An 18581-nucleotide genomic window follows, 5' to 3' on the forward strand; every position below is an offset into this window, starting at 1 on the left:
TGCCCTCGTCTGAATCCCTCGCCCATGGGGAGAGGGATTCAGATTACACGTCTTTTAACCGTTAGCCGCGACCTTACGCAGATCGAACACCCGGCAGGCTTTACCTTCAGAACGCGGGATACTGCCGCAGTTGACGATGGTGACGTCGGTTGAGATCCCCACCATTGATTTGATGCGGTGGCGCAGCTGATGACACACCTGGCAACGCTGTTCGTGGGTCAGGCTGAGGCTACTCTCTTTGAGCTCAACCCGCACCGAAAGCGAATCAAGATGCCCGCGACGGTTGACCTCCAGCTGATAGTGCGGGGAGAGATGTTCGAACTTAACGATCTCCTCTTCCAGCTGTGACGGGAAGACGTTCACGCCACGGATAATCAGCATGTCGTCGCTGCGTCCACTGATCCTGTCCATTCGCCGCATGGTGCGCGCCGTTCCAGGCAGCAGACGCGTCAGATCGCGGGTACGATAACGGATAACCGGCAGCCCCTCTTTGGTGAGCGTGGTAAACAGCAGCTCACCCAGTTCGCCGTCTTCCAGCGGTACGCCGGTATCCGGGTTGACGATTTCCGGATAGAAATGATCTTCCCAGATGGTCGGGCCGTCGGCGGTTTCGATGCATTCCATCGCCACGCCCGGCCCCATGACTTCCGACAGGCCGTAGATATCAAGCGCGGTGATCCCAAGACGGTGCTCAATTTCATTGCGCATCGCCTGGGTCCACGGCTCGGCGCCAAACACCCCTACCCGCAGCGAACAACTGCGGGCGTCACCGCCCATCTGCCGCTCCAGCTCTTCAATCAGATTCAGGCAATAGGATGGCGTCACCATGATGATATCCGGCTGAAAGTCGCGGATAAGCTGCGCCTGTTTCTCCGTCTGACCGCCGGACATCGGGATAACCGTCGCCCCGAGGCGTTCTGCCCCGTAGTGCGCGCCAAGTCCGCCGGTAAAGAGACCGTAGCCATAAGCCACGTGAATTTTGTCTTTCGCACTGGCACCCGCCGCGCGCAGCGAACGCGCCACCAGGTTTGCCCAGGTATCGATGTCATTTTGCGTATAGCCTACGACCGTTGGTTTACCGGTCGTGCCGGAAGAGGCGTGGATACGCACGATTTTCTCCATTGGCACCGCGAAGGTGTCGAACGGATAGTTGTCCCGCAGATCCTGCTTGGTGGTGCAGGGAAATTTGCGGATGTCGGCAAGCTCTTTGAAGTCGTCAGGGTGAACGCCCGCCGCATCGAACTTACGGCGATACATCGGGACGTTCTGGTACGCGTGATTCAGCGTCCATTTCATGCGCTCAGTCTGCAGCGCCTGAAGTTCGTCACGGGAGGCGGTTTCAATCGGGTCAAGCATGGTTTTCGTTATCATTATAGGGTACTCGCAGGTTGATTAGCTCACAGATCAAACACGCTCCAGGATCATGGCGATGCCCTGACCCACACCGATACACATCGTGCACAGCGCATAACGGCCGCCGCGTCGGTGCAGCTCATGGCTGGCGGCAATCGCCAGTCGGGCCCCACTCATGCCTAACGGATGGCCAAGCGCGATGGCGCCACCGTTGGGATTCACATGCGGGGCATCATCCGGGAGCCCCAGTTGTCTGAGAACGCCCAGCGCCTGCGCGGCGAAGGCTTCGTTCAGCTCAATCACATCCATATCGTTAATATTCAGCCCCGCGCGCTCAAGCACTTTGCGGGTTGCCGGCACCGGCCCAAGCCCCATCAGGCGTGGTTCCACGCCCGCCGTAGCCATCGCCACGATGCGCGTCCGCGGCGTCAGGCCCTGTGACAATGCCATTTCCTCACTCGCGACGATCAGCGCCGCAGCACCATCGTTGACGCCCGAGGCGTTCCCGGCGGTGATGCAGCCGTTGTGACGAAACGGTGTCTTCAACGCTGCCAGTTGTTCAAGGGTGGTTTCCGGGCGCAGGTGCTCGTCCTCTTTCACTTCGAGAATGGCCCCTTTTTTGCCTTTAATTTCGACCGGCACAATCTCCTGCGCCAGAATGCCGTTACGCTGGGCCTGAGCGGTACGCTGCTGGCTACGCAAGGCATAAGCATCCTGGTCCGCACGGCTGATATTTAACAATTCAGCTACATTCTCTGCCGTTTCCGGCATACTGTCAGTACCAAAATGTTGCAGCATGAGCGGATTCACAAAACGCCAGCCGATGGTGGTATCAAAAATCTCCGCCTGGCGGGAAAACGCGGTGGTCGCTTTCCCCATCACGAACGGGGCGCGAGACATCGACTCCACCCCGCCCGCCAGCAGCAGATCGGCATCGCCCGCACGAATGGCACGTGCCGCAAAGCCCAGCGCATCAAGCCCGGAACCGCACAGGCGGTTGATGGTGGTACCGGAGACCGTCTGCGGCAGCCCCGCAAGCAGCGTAGCCATACGCGCCACGTTGCGGTTATCTTCTCCGGCCTGGTTAGCACAGCCGAGAATGACATCATCAATCAGCGCCGCATCGAGCAGCGGATGGCGGCTTAACAGCGCGCGCAGCGGTACTGCCGCCAGATCGTCGGCGCGAACGCCGGAAAGTGCGCCACCGTAGCGGCCTACCGCGGTTCGGACACCATCACAGATAAATGCATCGCGCATCAGGCTTCTCCTGTAATCGTGCCGCCGGTGCGGTGTGATTTTCCGCGAAACAGGGCAACGGTCTTATTATGTTGGTTCACTATTTCAATGTCGTACACCCCGGCCACCTTGCCCTGATGCTTCACGCAGGCGGTGGCGGTAAGGGTATCCCCCGCAAGCCCCGGACGCAGAAACTCAATCGAGCAGGCAGAGGCCACCGCCACCAGCCCCTGGCTGTTGCAGGCGTAGGCAAAAGCGGTATCGGCCAGAGAAAAAAGCTGCCCGCCGTGGCAGGTCTGATGCCCATTCAGCATCTGCGGCTGCACCTTCATCGTGACCACCGCATAGCCGTCGTCCATTTCGACAATATCGATCCCCAACGCCTGCGCGCAGGCGTCGTTCTCATACATCACGCGAGCGTTGTGCCAGGCGTTATGACTCATGACGATTCTCCAGAAGCGCACGCTGGCGCAGTAACGAACAGGGACGATAGCGCTCTTCCCCGTAATGGCGTTGCAGGTTCTCAAGCAGGGTCAGCACGCGCTGCCAGCCGAGGTTGCTGCCCCACTGCAGCGGGCCGTGCGGATAGTTCACCCCAAGGCGCATCGCGGTATCGATATCCGCCTCGCTGGCCACCTCCTTTTGCACCGCGTCCAGCGCTTCATTAATCAGCATTGCAAGAGCGCGGCTTACCAGCAGGCCCGGATAGTCGGCGATGAGCAGCACTTTTTTGCCCTGCTGCTGCAGCCAGCCGATGGCCGTTTCCGTCTGCCGTTGGCTGTTAGTGGCGGCGGCGGCAACAGCAACAACGTCGCCTTCGCTATAGTCCACCACCACCACCGGACGCTTCAGCCTGCTGACCTTTTCCAGCGCGGTTTCACCGTCGCAATGCGTGACCAGCACGTCATCAATGGTGACACTGTCACCTGATGATTGAGTATGCTGCGCAAGGTGCTTCACATCCGGATAAAACGCGACTTCCGGGGCACCCTGCGGCCAGGCGTAAACCCCTTGCCCGCTCTTTTTACCCAGTCGTCCTGCCAGCACCAGCTCCTGCTGAATTAACGAGGGCAGAAAACGGCGCTCCTGCCAGAAGGCGTTGAATACCGAACAGGTCACGGCGAAGTTGACGTCCTGACCAATCAGGTCAGTCAGCGCCAGCGGCCCCATCGGGAAGCCACCCGCTTCTCGCAGCACGGTATCAATCACCGCCGCGTCAGCGACCTGCTCTTCCAGCGCCCGCCACGCCTCGGCATAAAAAGGTCTGGCAACGCGGTTAACGATAAATCCCGGCGTGGAGCGGCAGCGAACCGGCTGTTTACCCCAGCCGCTGACGCACTGGCAAAGCTGCTCAACCACTTCCGTCGAGGTCGCAATACCGCTCACCACTTCCACCAGCTTCATCACCGGTGCCGGGTTAAAAAAGTGCAGCCCCGCCACGCGCTCCGGATGACGTACTCCGGCCGCAATCGCGGTTATCGAAATCGATGACGTGTTGCTGGTCAACAGGGTCTGCGCCGGGCAGATTTCCGCAAGCTGGCTGAACAACGCCGCTTTCACTTCCGGACGCTCGCTCGCCGCTTCAATGACCAGATCCGCCGAGGCCAGCGCCTGCATATCCGCAACAGGAAAGAGGCGGGCGAGCGTTGCCGCGCAGGCATCCTGGCTGAGCTTTCCGCGCGTCACCCGCGACTCGAGACGGCGACGAATACCGTCCACCGCCCGGGTTAACGCTTCGCTTGCGATGTCGTACAACAGCACCGGATGCCCCGCCGCCGCCGCCACTTCGGCGATCCCGGCCCCCATGGTGCCGCTACCGATCACCGCAACGGTATGAATACGCGGGCTCATGAGGACTTTCCGCTAAACTGAGGCGGTCTTTTCGCCAGAAACGCGCTAACCCCTTCGCGGTAATCCGGGCTGCGGCCTGCCAGACGCTGGTAGTCACGCTCAAGGGTGAGCTGCTCGTCCAGCGTGTTGGTTTCTGCCGCCAGCATCGCCTGCTTGATAAGGCCGAGGCCATAGGTCGGCTGAGCCGCCAGATGGCGCGCCAGCGTCAGCGCGGTGTCCGCCAGCTGTTCGTCGTCAACCACCTGCCAGATCATTCCCCACTGCAGCGCCTGCTCGGCGCTGAGCTTATCGCCCATCAGCGCCAGTCCCAGCGCCCGGGCGCGCCCGGCAACGCGTGGTAAAAACCAGGTGCCGCCGCAGTCCGGGATAAGCCCCAGTTTGCTGAAGGCCATGATGAAATTCACTGAACGCGCAGCGATGACCATGTCGCAGCCGAGCGCCAGCGTCGCCCCGGCACCGGCCGCCACGCCGTTCACCGCGGCAATAACCGGCTTTGGCAACGCCGCCAGGCGGCGCACCAGCGGGTTATAGAAATTCTCTACCGACATCCCGAGATCCGGCGCATTGCCCAGCGGGTCGACGTTACGGTCGTTGAGATCCTGACCGGCACAAAAGCCGCGCCCGGCGCCGGTGATCAGCAGACAGCGCACGCTGTCGTCGCGCTCGGCCTGCTTCAGGCACTCGGCAAGCTGCTGGTGCATCACGTCGTTAAAGCTGTTCAGACGATCCGGGCGATTGAGGGTCAGGGTCATCACGCCCTGCTCCACTGCGCAAAGAATGAAAGCATCCATCGTTAACGTCCTTTGAATGTTGGGGTGCGTTTTTCGCGAAAAGCGGCAATGCCTTCCGCGCGATCGTCGGTAGCCGCAAGCAGCGTGAACAGCTGGCGTTCGAGCTGAAGCCCGGCATGCAGGCTCACTTCCTGCGACTGGCGCAGCGCCTGTTTCGCCGCCTGTAGCGCCAGCGGTGAACGTCCGGCAACGGTGGTGGCAAGCTTCACGGCGTATTCGACGGTCAGCGCCGGTGGGCAGATATCACTGACCAGCCCCGCCTGCAGCGCACGCTGTGCGTCGATGCTTTCGCCGCTCAGCACCATTTTGCTTGCCAGCGATTTACCTACGCTGCGAATAAGACGCTGGGTGCCGCCCGCGCCCGGCATAATGCCGAGGGTAATTTCCGGCAGGCCGAAACGGGCGTTGTCGCCGGCCATCACGATGTCGCACAGCAGGGCCAGCTCGCAGCCCGCCCCCAGCGCATAGCCGTTAACCGCGGCGATAAGCGGCTTTTTGCACGCGTCGATTCGCGCCCACAGCTGCGGGCGGGTGTCGTTCAGCGTGGCAACGAGGTCGTTGTCCGCCATTTCGTTGAGATCCGCGCCGGCGGCAAAAAAACGCTCGTCGCCGGTGATGACGCAGGCACCAATGTCCGCATCCTGCGCCGCCGCTTCCAGCGCTTCGGCAAGCTGCAGCAACAGCGCATTGTTCAGCGCGTTTCGTGCCTGCGGCCGGTTGAGCGTCAGCAGCAGCACGCGGTCGTGCTGGGTTATCAGCAGTTCGCTCATGCCATCCCCTTCGCATCAAAATCGACAATCACGTCCGGCGTGGTCGGCAGCGACTGACAGCTCAGGACATAGCCCGCCGCCAGTTCGTCGGCTTCCAGGCTGTAGTTGGTCGCCATCGAAACGCTGCCGCGCAGCACTTTGCATTTGCAGGTGGCGCAGACGCCGCCTTTGCAGGCATACGGTAAATCCGCGCCCTGGCGCAGGGCCGCATCAAGAATGCTTTCGTCATCGGCGGTAAGCGTCACCAGACGCTCACGACCGTCCTGGCGCACGGTCACCGTCTGGCCGCCCGCCTGCACGCTGCTGGCGTGACGGATACTGCCGCCCGGGGTATTAAAGCGCTCAAGGTGAACCGATTTCTTCGGCATGCCGAGGGCCAGCAGCGCCGCTTCGGCCTCGTCCATCATTACGGTTGGGCCGCAGATGAAGGCCGCATCAAACTGGGTAAAGTTAATCAACCGCTGAGAAAGCGCTTCAAGCTTCACGGCATCGATGCGCCCCTCCAGCAGGTCACCGTCGAGGCTCTCCTGGCTGAACAGGCACACCAGCTGCAGGCGGGTTGGGTAGCGGTCTTTCAGATCCGCCAGCGTCTGGCGGAACATCATGCTCTGACTGCTGCGGTTGCCGTAGATAACGGTGAACAGGCTTTCTGTTTCGGTGGCCAGCGTGCTCTCAACGATAGCCAGCATCGGAGTGATGCCGGAGCCGGCGGCAATGGCGAGATAGTTTCCACAGTGCCCCGCCTCTGGCTGGTAGCCAAACAGCCCCTGGGGCACCATCACCTCAAGCTGCATACCGGCTTTAATCTCCTGGCGGGCGTAGTTAGAAAAACGGCCGCCTTCAATGGCTTTTACCGCCACGCTGATCTCACCCGGTTTTGCCCGGTGGCAGATGGAGTAGCAGCGGCGCAGTTCTTCATTGCCCAGACGCGCTTTCAGCGTCAGGTGCTGCCCGGGACGAAAAGCGTAGGCCGCCTGCAGCGCCTCGGGCACCGCGAAGGTGATCGTTACCGCGTCGCGGGTTTGGGGTTCGACGCTTGCCACCGTAAGTGAATGAAACGTGGTCATGGCAACCTCAAATACATTTAAAGTAATCAAAGGGTTCACGGCAGCTGTCGCAGCGGTACAGTGCTTTGCAGGCCGTCGAACCGAATTCGCTAATCAGCGTGGTATGCGTGCTGCCGCAGCGCGGGCAGCTCACCGCCGGAGGCAGTCCGGCATGGCAGGCATGCGCCTGCGGCGGACTGATACCGTACTGACGCAGGCGCTCGCGGGCCCCGGCGTTCATCCAGTCGGTGGTCCACGGCGGGTCGAGCTGCAGGACGATATGCACCGGGGTAAAACCGTGACGGGTCATCACCGCGCGGATCTCGCCCAGAAGATGTTCGGTTGCCGGGCAGCCGGAATAGGTCGGCGTAAAGCCAATCACCCAGCCTTCACCCTGCGGCGACACGCTGCGTACCATCCCTAAATCGGTGATGGAGAGCACCGGCACTTCCGGATCCGGGATCTGCTCCAGCAGCGCCCAAATCTGGCGAACCTCAGCGGGAGCGATAGTGGCAAGACGTTGCATGCTGACCTCCTCCGGTTACCACTGCTGTGCGGGGTACATTCGCTGCAGATACTGCATTTCTGCCAGCATCGGCCCGAGATGTTCGGTATGCAGGCCCTGTTTCCCCCCCGTGCGGTAAGGCGCGTCAGCAGGCACCGACAGCCCGGCATTTTTAAGCCCGGCGAGCACCTCTTCTTCCCACGGCGCGCGTAGCGTACGCGGATCGACGGCGATACCCTGCTCGCTCAGGCTGATATCGAGCGCATCGGCGTCGAACAGTTCAGCGCTAAAGCGCCAGACGTTTTCCAGCGCCTGCTGCATACGGTGGGTTGAAAGCGCCGTGCCGCGCCCAAGACGCTCGACCCAGCCGCGGCTGAAACGCAGGTGATAGCGCGCCTCTTTAATCGCTTTGGCCGCAATGGCAGCGATTTGCGAGTCGCGGCTGGCGGTCAGGCGGCTGAACAGCGCCACGTGCCAGGCGTCCATCAGATACTGACGGGCGAGCGTATCGGCGAAGTTGCCGTTCGGCAGCTCAACCAACAGCAGGTTCAGGAACTGGCGCTCATCGCGAAAATAGGCAAGCTGATCTTCATCACCTTCGCCACGGCGCTCTGCGGCATAGGCGAGGAAGTTACGCGCCTGCCCCAGCAGGTCGAGGCCGATGTTGGCCAGCGCCAGGTCAATCTCCAGCTCCGGCGCATGTCCGCACCAGCCCGAAAGGCGTTGCGCCAGCACCAGACAGTTGTCGCCAAGCCGTAAGGCGTAGGTGGCGATAGGATCCTGAGTCGTCATCGCCACCTCACATATGCTCAATGCCGTCAGGCAGGGTGTAGAACGTCGGGTGACGGTACACCTTGCTCTCTGACGGGTCGAAAAACTCGCCGCGCTCTTCCGGCTGCGAGGCCACGATTTCACTCGCCTTCACCACCCAGATAGAGCAGCCTTCGTTGCGACGCGTGTAGGCATCACGGGCATTTTCCAGCGCCATGCGGTCGTCGGCCGCGTGGAGGCTGCCCACGTGACGGTGCGAAAGCCCCTGCTTGCTTCGAACAAATACTTCATATAATGGCCAGTAGACATTGCTCATTGTGTTCTCCTCAGGCGACGTCACGGGTGTGCAGTTTCTGTGCATGGGCGAGCGCGGCTTCACGCACCCATTCACCCTCTTCCCACGCCTTGCGTTTAGCGGCGATACGTTCGTGGTTACAAATCCCACGACCGCTCACCACGTCGTTAAATTCCTGCCAGTCAATCTCACCAAAACGGTAATGACCGCTCTCTTCATCAAGCTGCAGCGCCGCATCCGGCACGGTCATTCCCAGCATGTCGACCTGCGGTACGGTGTTATCGACAAAGCGCTGGCGCAGCTCGTCGTTGGAATGGCGTTTGATTTTCCACGCCAGGCTTCGGGCGCTGTTCGGCGAGTTGTCATCGTTCGGCCCGAACATCATTAACGCTGGCCACCAGAAGCGGTTGATGGAGTCCTGCAGCATCTGCCGCTGATCTTCACTGCCCTTCGACAGCGCCAGGCAAGCCTCAAAGCCCTGCCGCTGATGGAAGCTCTCCTCTTTACAGATTTTCACCATCGCCCGGGCGTAGGGGCCATAAGAGGTACGACACAGCGCGACCTGGTTGACGATGGCGGCACCATCGACCAGCCAGCCGATCACGCCGATATCGGCCCAGTTGAGGGTCGGATAGTTGAAGATGGAGGAGTACTTCATCTTGCCGTCGAGCATCTTTTGATACAGATCTTCCCGCGCACAGCCCAGGGTTTCGGCGGCGCTGTACAGGTAGAGTCCGTGACCCGCCTCGTCCTGCACTTTTGCCAGCAGAATCGCTTTGCGGCGCAGCGTGGGGGCACGGGTTATCCAGTTGCCTTCCGGCAACATGCCGACGATCTCGGAGTGCGCGTGCTGACCAATCTGGCGGATCAGCGTGTTGCGGTAGGCCTCCGGCATCCAGTCTTGCGGCTCGATGGCCGTCTCCTGCTCGATGCGTTCGTTAAAGCGTTGCTCTTCTGTCACGTCATCACCTTTTTATGATTCCGATTAACTCAAGTATAGACAATTTGTGAATCACTTTGTTTTGGAAACGTTACATAATGGTTAACCTAAACCACAAATTATGTTTGTTTATTCTGTGATGACGCTCGCAGCGGATTTCATTAACTTAATAAATATCAATGAAATAACAAACAACACCATTTCGACAACGATCTCATTGTTAATAAATTATTAAATTCAGTCTTGATTTTTATGATTCATAATCAAACTATGTAACACAACGACACGTAACACTTTGGAGATACGCGATGCAGCAATTAACCAGTTACTTATCCGGCTCGTGGCAGGCAGGCCGTGGCCGCGAACGGCACATTCACCACGCCATCAGCGGTGAAGCGCTGTGGGAAGTGACCAGTGAAGGGCTGGACATGGCACAAGCCCGCCGTTTTGCCATTGCGCGCGGCGGTAAAGCGCTGCAGGCGATGACGTTTATTGAGCGTGCGGCGATGCTGAAAGCGATTGCCCGCCATCTGCTGGAGCAGAAAGAGACCTTTTACGCACTGTCGGCACAAACCGGGGCGACCCGCGCCGACAGCTGGGTGGATATCGAAGGCGGTATCGGCACCTTGTTTACCTACGCAAGCCTCGGCGGACGCGAACTGCCCGATGACACCCTGTGGCCGGAAGATGAACTGATCCCGCTTTCTAAAGCAGGCGGTTTTGCGGCACGCCACGTCCTGACCTCAAAATCTGGCGTCGCGGTGCATATCAACGCCTTTAACTTCCCCTGCTGGGGGATGCTGGAGAAACTGGCGCCAACGTGGCTTGCGGGTATGCCCGCCATCGTGAAACCCGCCACCGCCACCGCACAGGTGGCGCAGGCGATGGTGAAAGCGATTGTCGACAGCGGTCTGCTGCCGGAAGGCGCGTTGAGCCTTATCTGCGGCGGCGCTGGCAATTTGCTCGACCAGCTTGATACCCAGGATGTCGTGACCTTTACCGGCTCGGCGGCCACGGGTCAGGCGCTGCGCGTGCATCCGAATCTGGTGGCTAACTCAGTGCCCTTCACCATGGAGGCCGATTCGCTAAACTGCGCGGTCCTTGGTGACGACGTTACGCCGGAGCAGCCTGAATTCGCCCTGTTCATTCGCGAAGTAGTACGTGAAATGACCGCCAAAGCCGGGCAAAAATGTACCGCTATTCGCCGTATTATCGTGCCGCAGGCGCAGGTGCAGGCGGTAAGCGACGCGCTGATAGCAAAGCTTGAGAAAGTGGTTGTTGGCGATCCCGCGCAGGAAGGGGTGAAGATGGGCGCGCTTATCAACAGCGAGCAGCGTCAGGATGTGCAGGAAAGAGTTGATACGCTGATTGCAGCCGGGTGTGAAGTTCGCCTTGGTGGTAAAGCCAGTCTCAACGAAGCCGGAGCCTTCTTCCCGCCAACGCTGCTCTATTGCGCTCAGCCGGATGAAACCCCGGAAGTTCACGCCGTGGAGGCTTTCGGCCCGGTCGCGACCCTGATGCCTTATCGCTCCGCCGAACATGCGCTGGCATTGGCGCGCGCCGGTCAGGGAAGCCTGGCCGGGACGCTGGTGACCGCAAGCACTACGCTTGCGCGCGAGTTTATCCTGGGTGCAGCGCGTGCCCATGGGCGTATTCAGATCCTGAACGCTGAGTCCGCTAAAGAATCCACCGGGCACGGCTCCCCGCTGCCGCAGCTGGTGCACGGCGGCCCGGGACGCGCCGGCGGTGGCGAAGAGCTGGGCGGCCTGCGCGCGGTTAAACACTACATGCAGCGCACCGCGGTCCAGGGCAGCCCGACCATGCTCGCCGCCATCAGCCAGCAGTGGGTGCGTGGAGCCCAGGTGGCGGAAGACCGGATCCACCCGTTCTGTAAATACTTTGAAGAGCTGCAGCCGGGCGACAGCCTGCTCACCCCGCGTCGTACCATGACGGAAGCGGATATCGTCAATTTTGCCTGTCTGAGCGGCGATCACTTCTACGCCCACATGGACAAAATCGCCGCGGCGGAATCGCTTTTTGGCGAGCGCGTGGTGCACGGCTACTTCATCATCTCCGCGGCGGCCGGGCTGTTCGTTGATGATGGCGTCGGGCCGGTAATTGCCAACTACGGAATGGAAAATCTGCGCTTCATCGAGCCGGTGAAACCTGGCGATACCATCCAGGTGCGCCTCACCTGCAAACGGAAAACGGTGAAACGCCAGCGTACCGCCGAAGAGCGCCCGACCGGCGTGGTGGAATGGGCGGTGGAAGTGTTCAACCAGCATCAGCAGCCGGTGGCGCTGTACTCCATCCTGACCCTTGTTGCGCGTAAGACCGGCGACTTCAGCGCTTGATCTGACTGTACTTACCGGGTGGCATTCGTCACCCGGTCAACAAAAAAACCAACCTGGCACATCTGACAAATAACCTGGCAGGAGCAGGCAAACGCCAACGGCTAAAGGCTGGCACGATGACGCTGTCACCACTTCAAAAACACAACAACAATGAGGTCATGTATGGGAAGCCGCTCTCTTCTTTCTCCCCGTAAAACAGCGCTGGCCCTGGCCGTTGCGCTGTGCTGTACCTGGCAAACTCCGGTTTTCGCCCACGGTGGCGAAGCGCATATGGTACCGATGGAAAAAACGCTGCAGGATTTTGGCGCCGACGTTCAGTGGGATGATTACGCACAGGTGTTTACGCTGATTAAAGACGGGGCCTACGTCAAAGTGAAGCCGGGGGCGAAAACCGCCATCGTAAACGGCAAGCCGCTCACCCTGCAGGTGCCTGTGGTGATGAAAGACAAGAAAGCCTGGATATCCGATACCTTCATCAACGATGTGTTTCAGTCCGGCCTCGACCAGACGTTCCAGGTTGAAAAGAAACCGCATCCGCTGAATTCACTGACCGCCGCGGAGATCCGCACCGCGGTGGAGATCGTTAAAACGGCTGCCGATTTTAAACCGAATACTCGCTTTACCGAGATTTCGCTGCGCGAGCCTGACAAAGCCGCGGTGTGGGATTTTGCCCTGACCGGCAAAACGGTGGATGCCCCGCGCATGGCCAACGTGATTATGCTCGACGGTAAACATGTGATTGAAGGTGTCGTCGACCTGCAAAGTAAAAAAGTGGTCTCCTGGCAGCCCGTCAAAGATGCCCACGGCATGGTGCTGCTTGATGATTTCGCCACCGTGCAGCAGGTGATTAACGACAGCACAGCGTTCGCCGAGGTGCTGAAAAAGCACGGGATCACCGATACCAAAAAAGTGATCACCACCCCGCTCACCGTCGGCTATTTTGACGGCAAGGACGGGCTGAAACAGGAAGACCGTCTGCTGAAAGTCGTGAGCTATCTCGATGTCGGTGACGGCAACTACTGGGCGCATCCGATTGAAAATCTGGTGGCGGTGGTTGATCTTGAGCAGAAGAAAATTATCAAAATTGAAGAAGGCGCGGTGATCCCGGTTCCGTTAACACCACGCCCTTATGACGGACGCGACCGCGTGCAGGCGGCGGTTAAACCGCTCGATATCATTGAGCCAGAGGGTAAGAATTACACCATCACCGGCGACATGATCCACTGGCAGAACTGGGACTTCCACCTGCGGCTTAACTCTCGCGTGGGGCCAATCCTCTCCACCGTCACCTATAACGATAACGGTAAAAAACGCAAAATCATGTACGAAGGATCGCTCGGCGGGATGATTGTGCCCTACGGCGACCCGGATATCGGCTGGTACTTCAAAGCCTACCTCGACTCCGGCGATTACGGCATGGGCACCCTGACCTCGCCTATCGCCCGTGGAAAAGATGCGCCGTCGAACGCCGTGCTGCTCAATGAGACCATCGCCGACTACACCGGTGCACCAATGGACATTCCTCGCGCCATTGCCGTCTTCGAACGCTATGCCGGGCCGGAATACAAACATCAGGAGATGGGACAACCTAACGTCAGCACCGAGCGGCGTGAGCTGGTGGTCCGCTGGATAAGTACCGTTGGCAACTACGACTATATCTTCGACTGGGTGTTCCACGAGAATGGCACTATCGGTATCGATGCCGGTGCCACCGGGATTGAAGCGGTCAAAGGCGTGAAGGCAAAGACCATGCACGATCCGTCGGCGAAAGATGATACCCGCTACGGCACGCTTATCGACCACAACATTGTCGGCACCACCCACCAGCACATCTATAACTTCCGCCTCGATCTCGACGTGGACGGTGAGAACAACACGCTGGTGGCGATGGATCCAGAGGTGAAGCCCAACACCGCCGGTGGCCCGCGCACCAGCACCATGCAAATCAATCAGTACACCATCGACAGCGAACAGCAGGCCGCGCAGAAGTTTGATCCGGGCACCATTCGCCTGCTGAGCAACACCACCAAAGAGAACCGGATGGGCAACCCGGTGTCGTACCAGATTATTCCCTATGCGGGCGGCACCCATCCGGTCGCCACCGGTGCGAAGTTTGCACCGGACGAGTGGATTTACCACCGCCTGAGCTTTATGGACAAACAGCTCTGGGTCACGCGTTACCATCCGGACGAACGCTACCCGGAAGGTAAGTATCCAAACCGCTCGATGCATGACACCGGGCTTGGGCAGTACAGCAAAGACAACGAGTCGCTGGACAACCATGACGATGTGGTGTGGATCACCACCGGCACGACCCACGTCGCCCGCGCGGAAGAGTGGCCGATTATGCCAACCGAATGGGTGCATGCGTTGCTGAAGCCGTGGAACTTCTTCGATGAGACACCGACGCTGGGTGAGAAGAAGGAAAAATAATTGAGGGGGCTGCGGCCCCCTTTTTCATTCTGCGTCCCTGAAGTCCAGCACCACTTTGTATTTCCCACCGCAGAGCCTCAGCGCCTCGCGCCATTCCCGGTACGGAACGATTTGCACCTCCGGCAACGCCGTGGCGGGCAACAGTAGCCAGAGTTGTCGAAAGGCGTGCTGCCACGCTTCAATGCTCAATCCCGGCAGCGCTTCACGCAGATGAAATTTCGCCACCCGCGCCGTGCCGTGGCTAAAGGTGATTGGCTCACCAGAAAGCAGTCCGTAAGAGATAAGCGTGGCGGCGGGCGGCAGGAAATGAAGGATAGCGGTAGCCAGCGCGCCGCCGACGGCGTCAAACACCAGATCCGCACGGCGACAGGCGTTGCGGATCTCAGTCAGGTTATCCGCCAGCAGCGGCATCATGCCCCATCCGATGAGACGTGGTGCATGCTCCGGCGAGCGTAAAATCCCGGTCACCGACGCTGCCCCCATTCGTAGCGCCCACTGCCCTAATAACGCCGCACAGGAAGAAGATGCCGCCGTCAGCACCACGTGTTTTCCCGCCACTGGCCAGCGTGTCAGCATCAGCCACGCGGTGAGCGGGTTAATATAGCCCCGAGCCGCCAGGCTATCAGGAATGGCGTCAGGTACTGGTATCAGCCAGTCCGGGGCGATATCCAGATGCGTTTGCCAGGTACCATCACCGCGAAGCGGCAGCACCCGCCGGCCCAACAGCGCCGCATGGGACGGCGGTACCTGCTCAACCGTTCCCAGTCCTTCATAACCCGAGACCGCGGGCAGCGTAGTGCGGTGGCGGTAGGCTCCGGTAACCGGGATAAGATCGGAAGGATTGACTGGCGCAAAGCGCATTCGCACCCGCAGAAGTGAATTTTCTCGCGTCGTTAAGGGGACTGACTGCCGTTGCAGCACCAAGGCGGGATCGCCATAGCGTTGATACAGCAGGCGATGGTTCAGCATGGTCCAGCGCTCATGGGGTAACGGATGAGCGCCGGATGATAACAAACGAACCGTCCTGTGGCGATTAGGTGATTAAGATGCCCACGCTTTTACGATAGCGGCTGATTTTCTCGTGGAAGGTGGTCTGCAGGCCAGGCAGCATCCCCTCCGGGACATGCAGACTGCCAACAATACGGTGCATTTCGTTCAATACCACATCCGGACCACCTAACCGATCGCCCTCCACCAGCTTACTCACCGCCGGGCGGCGCAGGGTGTTGTAAAGCTGGAGCGCCTCCTCTACAGACTGCTGTTGCAGGCATTCGGCGAGCGTCGCGGCATCAATGATTGCCTGTCCGGCACCGTTGGAACCCACGGGATACATCGGGTGCGCAGCATCGCCAAGCAGCGTGACCTTACCAATACTCCAGTTCGGCAGCGGTTTGCGATCGGCCATTGGCAGACGTAACGCGTGGCTTGAGTTCTGAATAAGCTGCTCACCGTCTAACTCGCCAAGCTGCAGCATATTGAACACTTCAGGGAGCGTATTTATCGCCACCAAGCTGGTTTTTTCCACTTTCGCTTTCTTGCCGGTATGCAGCTCAGCCACCCAGTTCCACAGAATCGCGGTGTCGTCATCGGGATCTTTGATGGGATAAGCGATGAGCTTACCGCTCTCAAGGCGCCCTGCCCGCAGCACCCGGTGGCGCGAGAACGGAGGAATATTACGTGCCACTCCGCGCCACATGGTGATACCCGGCAGGCGAACGGCACTGTTATCGGGATACATCTGGTGGCAGATTATCGAGTGAACGCCGTCGCAGCCCACCAGTACATCCGCGCGGTCAGTCGTGTCACCGCCTTCAAACTGTACCGTCACACCGTTTTCATCCTGTGAAAAAGCGTTCACCCGGGTAGAGAACTGCACGGCATGCTGCCCCAGGCGTTTCTGTACCGCGTCGCAGAGGATTTTCTGCAATGTGTAACGGTGGATGGAATACTGAGGGAAATCGCTTCCACCGTGATGACCAAGAGGTTCTTTGAAGAGCGTCTGCCCTGCGGCACTGATGTAGGCAGACTCTTCCGGGCAGATGGCGTTGTTGCTAAGTTCTTCAGCAATACCCAGTTGATGTAGTACTTTCACCGCATACGCCTGCAGGTTAATTCCGGCACCTACCGTTTTTACCCGATCGTGTGCCTCATAAATCTGGCTTACGATCCCGCGTTCATGCAGCGCCAATGCTAAGGTTAAACCGCCCACTCCGGCTCCGACAATTATCACTTTCGTCATCTTATCCCTCACGTGGTAGTTAATAACCATTATTTTTATGTGGTTATTTTGTTGGGGAAAAGTATAACGACTGTTGTTAATGCTGCCAGTTTTTCTCCATTGCCAGAACAAGCCAGGAAAACTCCTAATAACTGTCCTGGAATTTATCCATACAGAACGTCAAGTTCAAATAAGTTTCAATATAAATGATTATCCTTACACATTTGAATACACATAAATACTCATTATATTTAGTAAACTGATGATTTACTGAAGCTGACAGCAGAACACTCTATAATTAGTGGGAAAGTGAGTGATGCGTTTTGTTTTTTTATTTTATGAAAGTAAGTTATTCTGCGCAACAGATAATTAATTTAATTATGAATCTCAATAATAAATGATGGATCCAAAAATACTTTCAAGAAATAATACACAAGCAGGTACAGGTAACTAAAAACGCATTCACTTTCTATTGAGTTTGTTCATTTCTATGAATTCCAATAACGAGTTTATATTTTGCAATGACAAGTTTTTTGCTATTGGCCTCGCTGAAGTTATTCCGAGTGGTTTAGCACATGGAACTTTCGCTTTTTTTGATAATGAGTACATATTAAAGCATGGCGTAAAAGACTCCATCCACGCCACCAGTTCGCAATCCATTATATTCATTGACAATGATCTGGATTATTACGCATTACAGATCCTTGCTCGTGATATTGGATTACTTCTCATTAACAAAAAAGCCAAATTAAGCGATATCTTAACCTCAATACTGCTCTTTGAAAAAAAGGAATGCTATAAAGCCAGATTATCGCTCAGTCAATGCGAACTACAGGTCATGGAGTGTTTGATGCAAGGAAACAGCGTTGATGAAACAGCCGAGAAACTAAAAAAGAATGGCAAAACAATTTATTCACACCGCAATGCTATTATTAAAAAACTCGAATTACAAAACCGAAATGCGCTTTACCGCTTGCAGCGCTGGTTCAGTCTTTTCAAGTAATTGTAAATCGCGAAAAATGGTTATTGCAGTCACCTTCTCCAGCCAACAAAAAAGCGCCGAACTTCGGCGCTTTTTTATTCCTGTTATCTTTTCTTACTATGCTGAGGAGATCCCTTGCTCTTCTCTTCTACATTGATGATTTTTAGAGCGACGTAATACGGCTTGCCCATAATACTGCTGTTCCCCAACCAATCAACGTTTCTTGACCGGAAGAGGAACTCGTTTTGATCCCTCTGAAGTTGATGATTATTAGCATCAAAAACATCATAGCCCTTAGCCGTGAGCTGTCGAATTGCCAACGAACCGGGGGCTCCATTCTGATAAAACGCGGTGACTGTCTTGAGAAAATCAGGCGCATAGTCACTTATCATTTGCGTCGTGCTGGCCTGGTAAAACCCCCATGATTCACCCTTACTGCGCTCAAGATTTCCGGCCACGATGGCATAGAGTTGAGCCGTCGCCTGGGCAATGGCAATCTGTGCTCTTACGTCTGCCTCAAAACGTGGCTGATTGAAAATTTTTGCCACTGAGGATTTTACGTTCGCCCCCGCTTTAGCCTTATCTGTCTTGACGGTTTCCTTACCTGCTTCCTCTTTTTTTGTGGCCGACGTGTCTTCTTGCATATAGACAGAATTATCGACCGGTACAAATAATGAGGTCATCAGATACACCGAACAGGCCGTTTGCTGAGCCGCTATATCATGATTCACTAATAAACGCATGGCATCCGGCGCTTTGGCTAGCGCCTGCATATCAATATTCTTTTTCTGCAGAATATCATCAATATCACGTTGGGATTTATTGCCTCTGGCAAGATCGCAAACCAATGACATCACACCATCATCACGGCGCCCTTCAATAAGCGGCGTCATTTTCATCAGCGTATCAGTAATAATATTCCACGCAGGCATACTCACCGTTTTTACCGGGAAATTCTGTGCCGCAGAAAATGCCTGCCCGGCGCTGATAAAAAGCAGGCCGCCTAAGACGGCCTGAATGCGAAACGAAAGCATAT

Annotated in this window: 17 protein-coding genes; 3 read left to right on the top strand and 14 right to left on the bottom strand. The window is 57.5% G+C overall.

The annotated features are described in order from the left end of the window. Window positions 1-54: 54 nt before the first annotated feature. From paaK to paaA, 11 genes are read right to left on the bottom strand one after another with little or no spacing between them, the layout of a single operon-like run. Window positions 55-1371 (bottom strand): phenylacetate--CoA ligase PaaK, encoded by a 1317-nt coding sequence (gene paaK, locus GYRE_RS19685; RefSeq protein ID WP_006819828.1) that lies wholly within the window; start codon window positions 1369-1371, stop codon window positions 55-57. A 33-nt stretch (window positions 1372-1404) separates the two neighbouring features. Next, window positions 1405-2610 (bottom strand): 3-oxoadipyl-CoA thiolase, encoded by a 1206-nt coding sequence (pcaF, locus tag GYRE_RS19690; protein ID WP_038257716.1) that lies wholly within the window; start codon window positions 2608-2610, stop codon window positions 1405-1407. Further along, window positions 2610-3032 carry a hydroxyphenylacetyl-CoA thioesterase PaaI gene (gene paaI, locus GYRE_RS19695; protein ID WP_006819826.1) on the bottom strand — a complete coding sequence of 141 codons (423 nt, stop codon included), beginning with the start codon at window positions 3030-3032 and terminating at the stop codon, window positions 2610-2612. Before paaI ends, pcaF begins: the two co-directional genes overlap by 1 nt. Continuing rightward, window positions 3022-4440 (bottom strand): 3-hydroxyacyl-CoA dehydrogenase, encoded by a 1419-nt coding sequence (locus GYRE_RS19700; protein ID WP_038257718.1) that lies wholly within the window; start codon window positions 4438-4440, stop codon window positions 3022-3024. Before GYRE_RS19700 ends, paaI begins: the two co-directional genes overlap by 11 nt. Next, window positions 4437-5231: a 2-(1,2-epoxy-1,2-dihydrophenyl)acetyl-CoA isomerase PaaG gene (paaG, locus tag GYRE_RS19705; RefSeq protein WP_006819824.1), complete on the bottom strand. Its 795-nt coding sequence runs from the start codon at window positions 5229-5231 to the stop codon at window positions 4437-4439. Before paaG ends, GYRE_RS19700 begins: the two co-directional genes overlap by 4 nt. Before the next feature lie 2 nt (window positions 5232-5233). Then, window positions 5234-6001, bottom strand: a complete 768-nt coding sequence (gene paaF / locus GYRE_RS19710) for a 2,3-dehydroadipyl-CoA hydratase PaaF (RefSeq protein WP_006819823.1) — start codon at window positions 5999-6001, stop codon at window positions 5234-5236. Further along, a complete protein-coding gene (gene paaE, locus GYRE_RS19715; protein ID WP_038257720.1) occupies window positions 5998-7068 on the bottom strand; it encodes a 1,2-phenylacetyl-CoA epoxidase subunit PaaE in 1071 nt (356 codons plus the stop codon). Before paaE ends, paaF begins: the two co-directional genes overlap by 4 nt. Before the next feature lie 7 nt (window positions 7069-7075). Then, window positions 7076-7573, bottom strand: coding sequence for a 1,2-phenylacetyl-CoA epoxidase subunit PaaD (gene paaD, locus GYRE_RS19720; RefSeq protein WP_006819821.1), 498 nt, complete (start codon window positions 7571-7573; stop codon window positions 7076-7078). 15 nt (window positions 7574-7588) lie between these two features. Beyond that, complete coding sequence (gene paaC / locus GYRE_RS19725) at window positions 7589-8344, bottom strand: 1,2-phenylacetyl-CoA epoxidase subunit PaaC (RefSeq protein WP_006819820.1); 756 nt, start codon at window positions 8342-8344, stop codon at window positions 7589-7591. A 7-nt stretch (window positions 8345-8351) separates the two neighbouring features. Next, a complete protein-coding gene (gene paaB / locus GYRE_RS19730; protein ID WP_006819819.1) occupies window positions 8352-8639 on the bottom strand; it encodes a 1,2-phenylacetyl-CoA epoxidase subunit PaaB in 288 nt (95 codons plus the stop codon). A gap of 10 nt (window positions 8640-8649) precedes the next feature. Next, a complete protein-coding gene (paaA, locus tag GYRE_RS19735; RefSeq protein WP_006819818.1) occupies window positions 8650-9579 on the bottom strand; it encodes a 1,2-phenylacetyl-CoA epoxidase subunit PaaA in 930 nt (309 codons plus the stop codon). A 287-nt stretch (window positions 9580-9866) separates the two neighbouring features. Here paaA and paaZ point away from each other — a divergent pair, with 287 nt between their 5' ends. Both paaZ and tynA read left to right on the top strand, forming a co-directional pair. Continuing rightward, on the top strand, window positions 9867-11912 hold the full coding sequence (gene paaZ / locus GYRE_RS19740; RefSeq protein WP_038257723.1) for a phenylacetic acid degradation bifunctional protein PaaZ: 2046 nt from the start codon (window positions 9867-9869) through the stop codon (window positions 11910-11912). A gap of 162 nt (window positions 11913-12074) precedes the next feature. Continuing rightward, on the top strand, window positions 12075-14345 hold the full coding sequence (tynA, locus tag GYRE_RS19745) for a primary-amine oxidase (RefSeq protein WP_038257724.1): 2271 nt from the start codon (window positions 12075-12077) through the stop codon (window positions 14343-14345). Between the two features lie 24 nt (window positions 14346-14369). On the opposite strand, the gene GYRE_RS19750 is transcribed toward tynA, so the two are convergent. Together GYRE_RS19750 and GYRE_RS19755 are read right to left on the bottom strand one after the other, a co-directional pair. After that, a complete protein-coding gene (locus GYRE_RS19750; RefSeq protein WP_038257727.1) occupies window positions 14370-15314 on the bottom strand; it encodes a zinc-dependent alcohol dehydrogenase family protein in 945 nt (314 codons plus the stop codon). Window positions 15315-15378: 64 nt separating this feature from the next. Beyond that, on the bottom strand, window positions 15379-16584 hold the full coding sequence (locus GYRE_RS19755; protein WP_051861002.1) for an FAD-dependent monooxygenase: 1206 nt from the start codon (window positions 16582-16584) through the stop codon (window positions 15379-15381). Between the two features lie 469 nt (window positions 16585-17053). On the opposite strand from GYRE_RS19755, the gene GYRE_RS19760 reads away from it, so the two are divergent. Beyond that, window positions 17054-17566, top strand: coding sequence for a helix-turn-helix domain-containing protein (locus GYRE_RS19760; RefSeq protein WP_006819813.1), 513 nt, complete (start codon window positions 17054-17056; stop codon window positions 17564-17566). A gap of 83 nt (window positions 17567-17649) precedes the next feature. On the opposite strand, the gene GYRE_RS19765 is transcribed toward GYRE_RS19760, so the two are convergent. Further along, window positions 17650-18579: a hypothetical protein gene (locus GYRE_RS19765; RefSeq protein ID WP_006819812.1), complete on the bottom strand. Its 930-nt coding sequence runs from the start codon at window positions 18577-18579 to the stop codon at window positions 17650-17652. Window positions 18580-18581: the final 2 nt, after the last annotated feature.

The sequence above is a fragment of the Yokenella regensburgei ATCC 49455 genome, from assembly GCF_000735455.1.
GTDB classification, from domain to species: Bacteria; Pseudomonadota; Gammaproteobacteria; order Enterobacterales; family Enterobacteriaceae; genus Yokenella; species Yokenella regensburgei.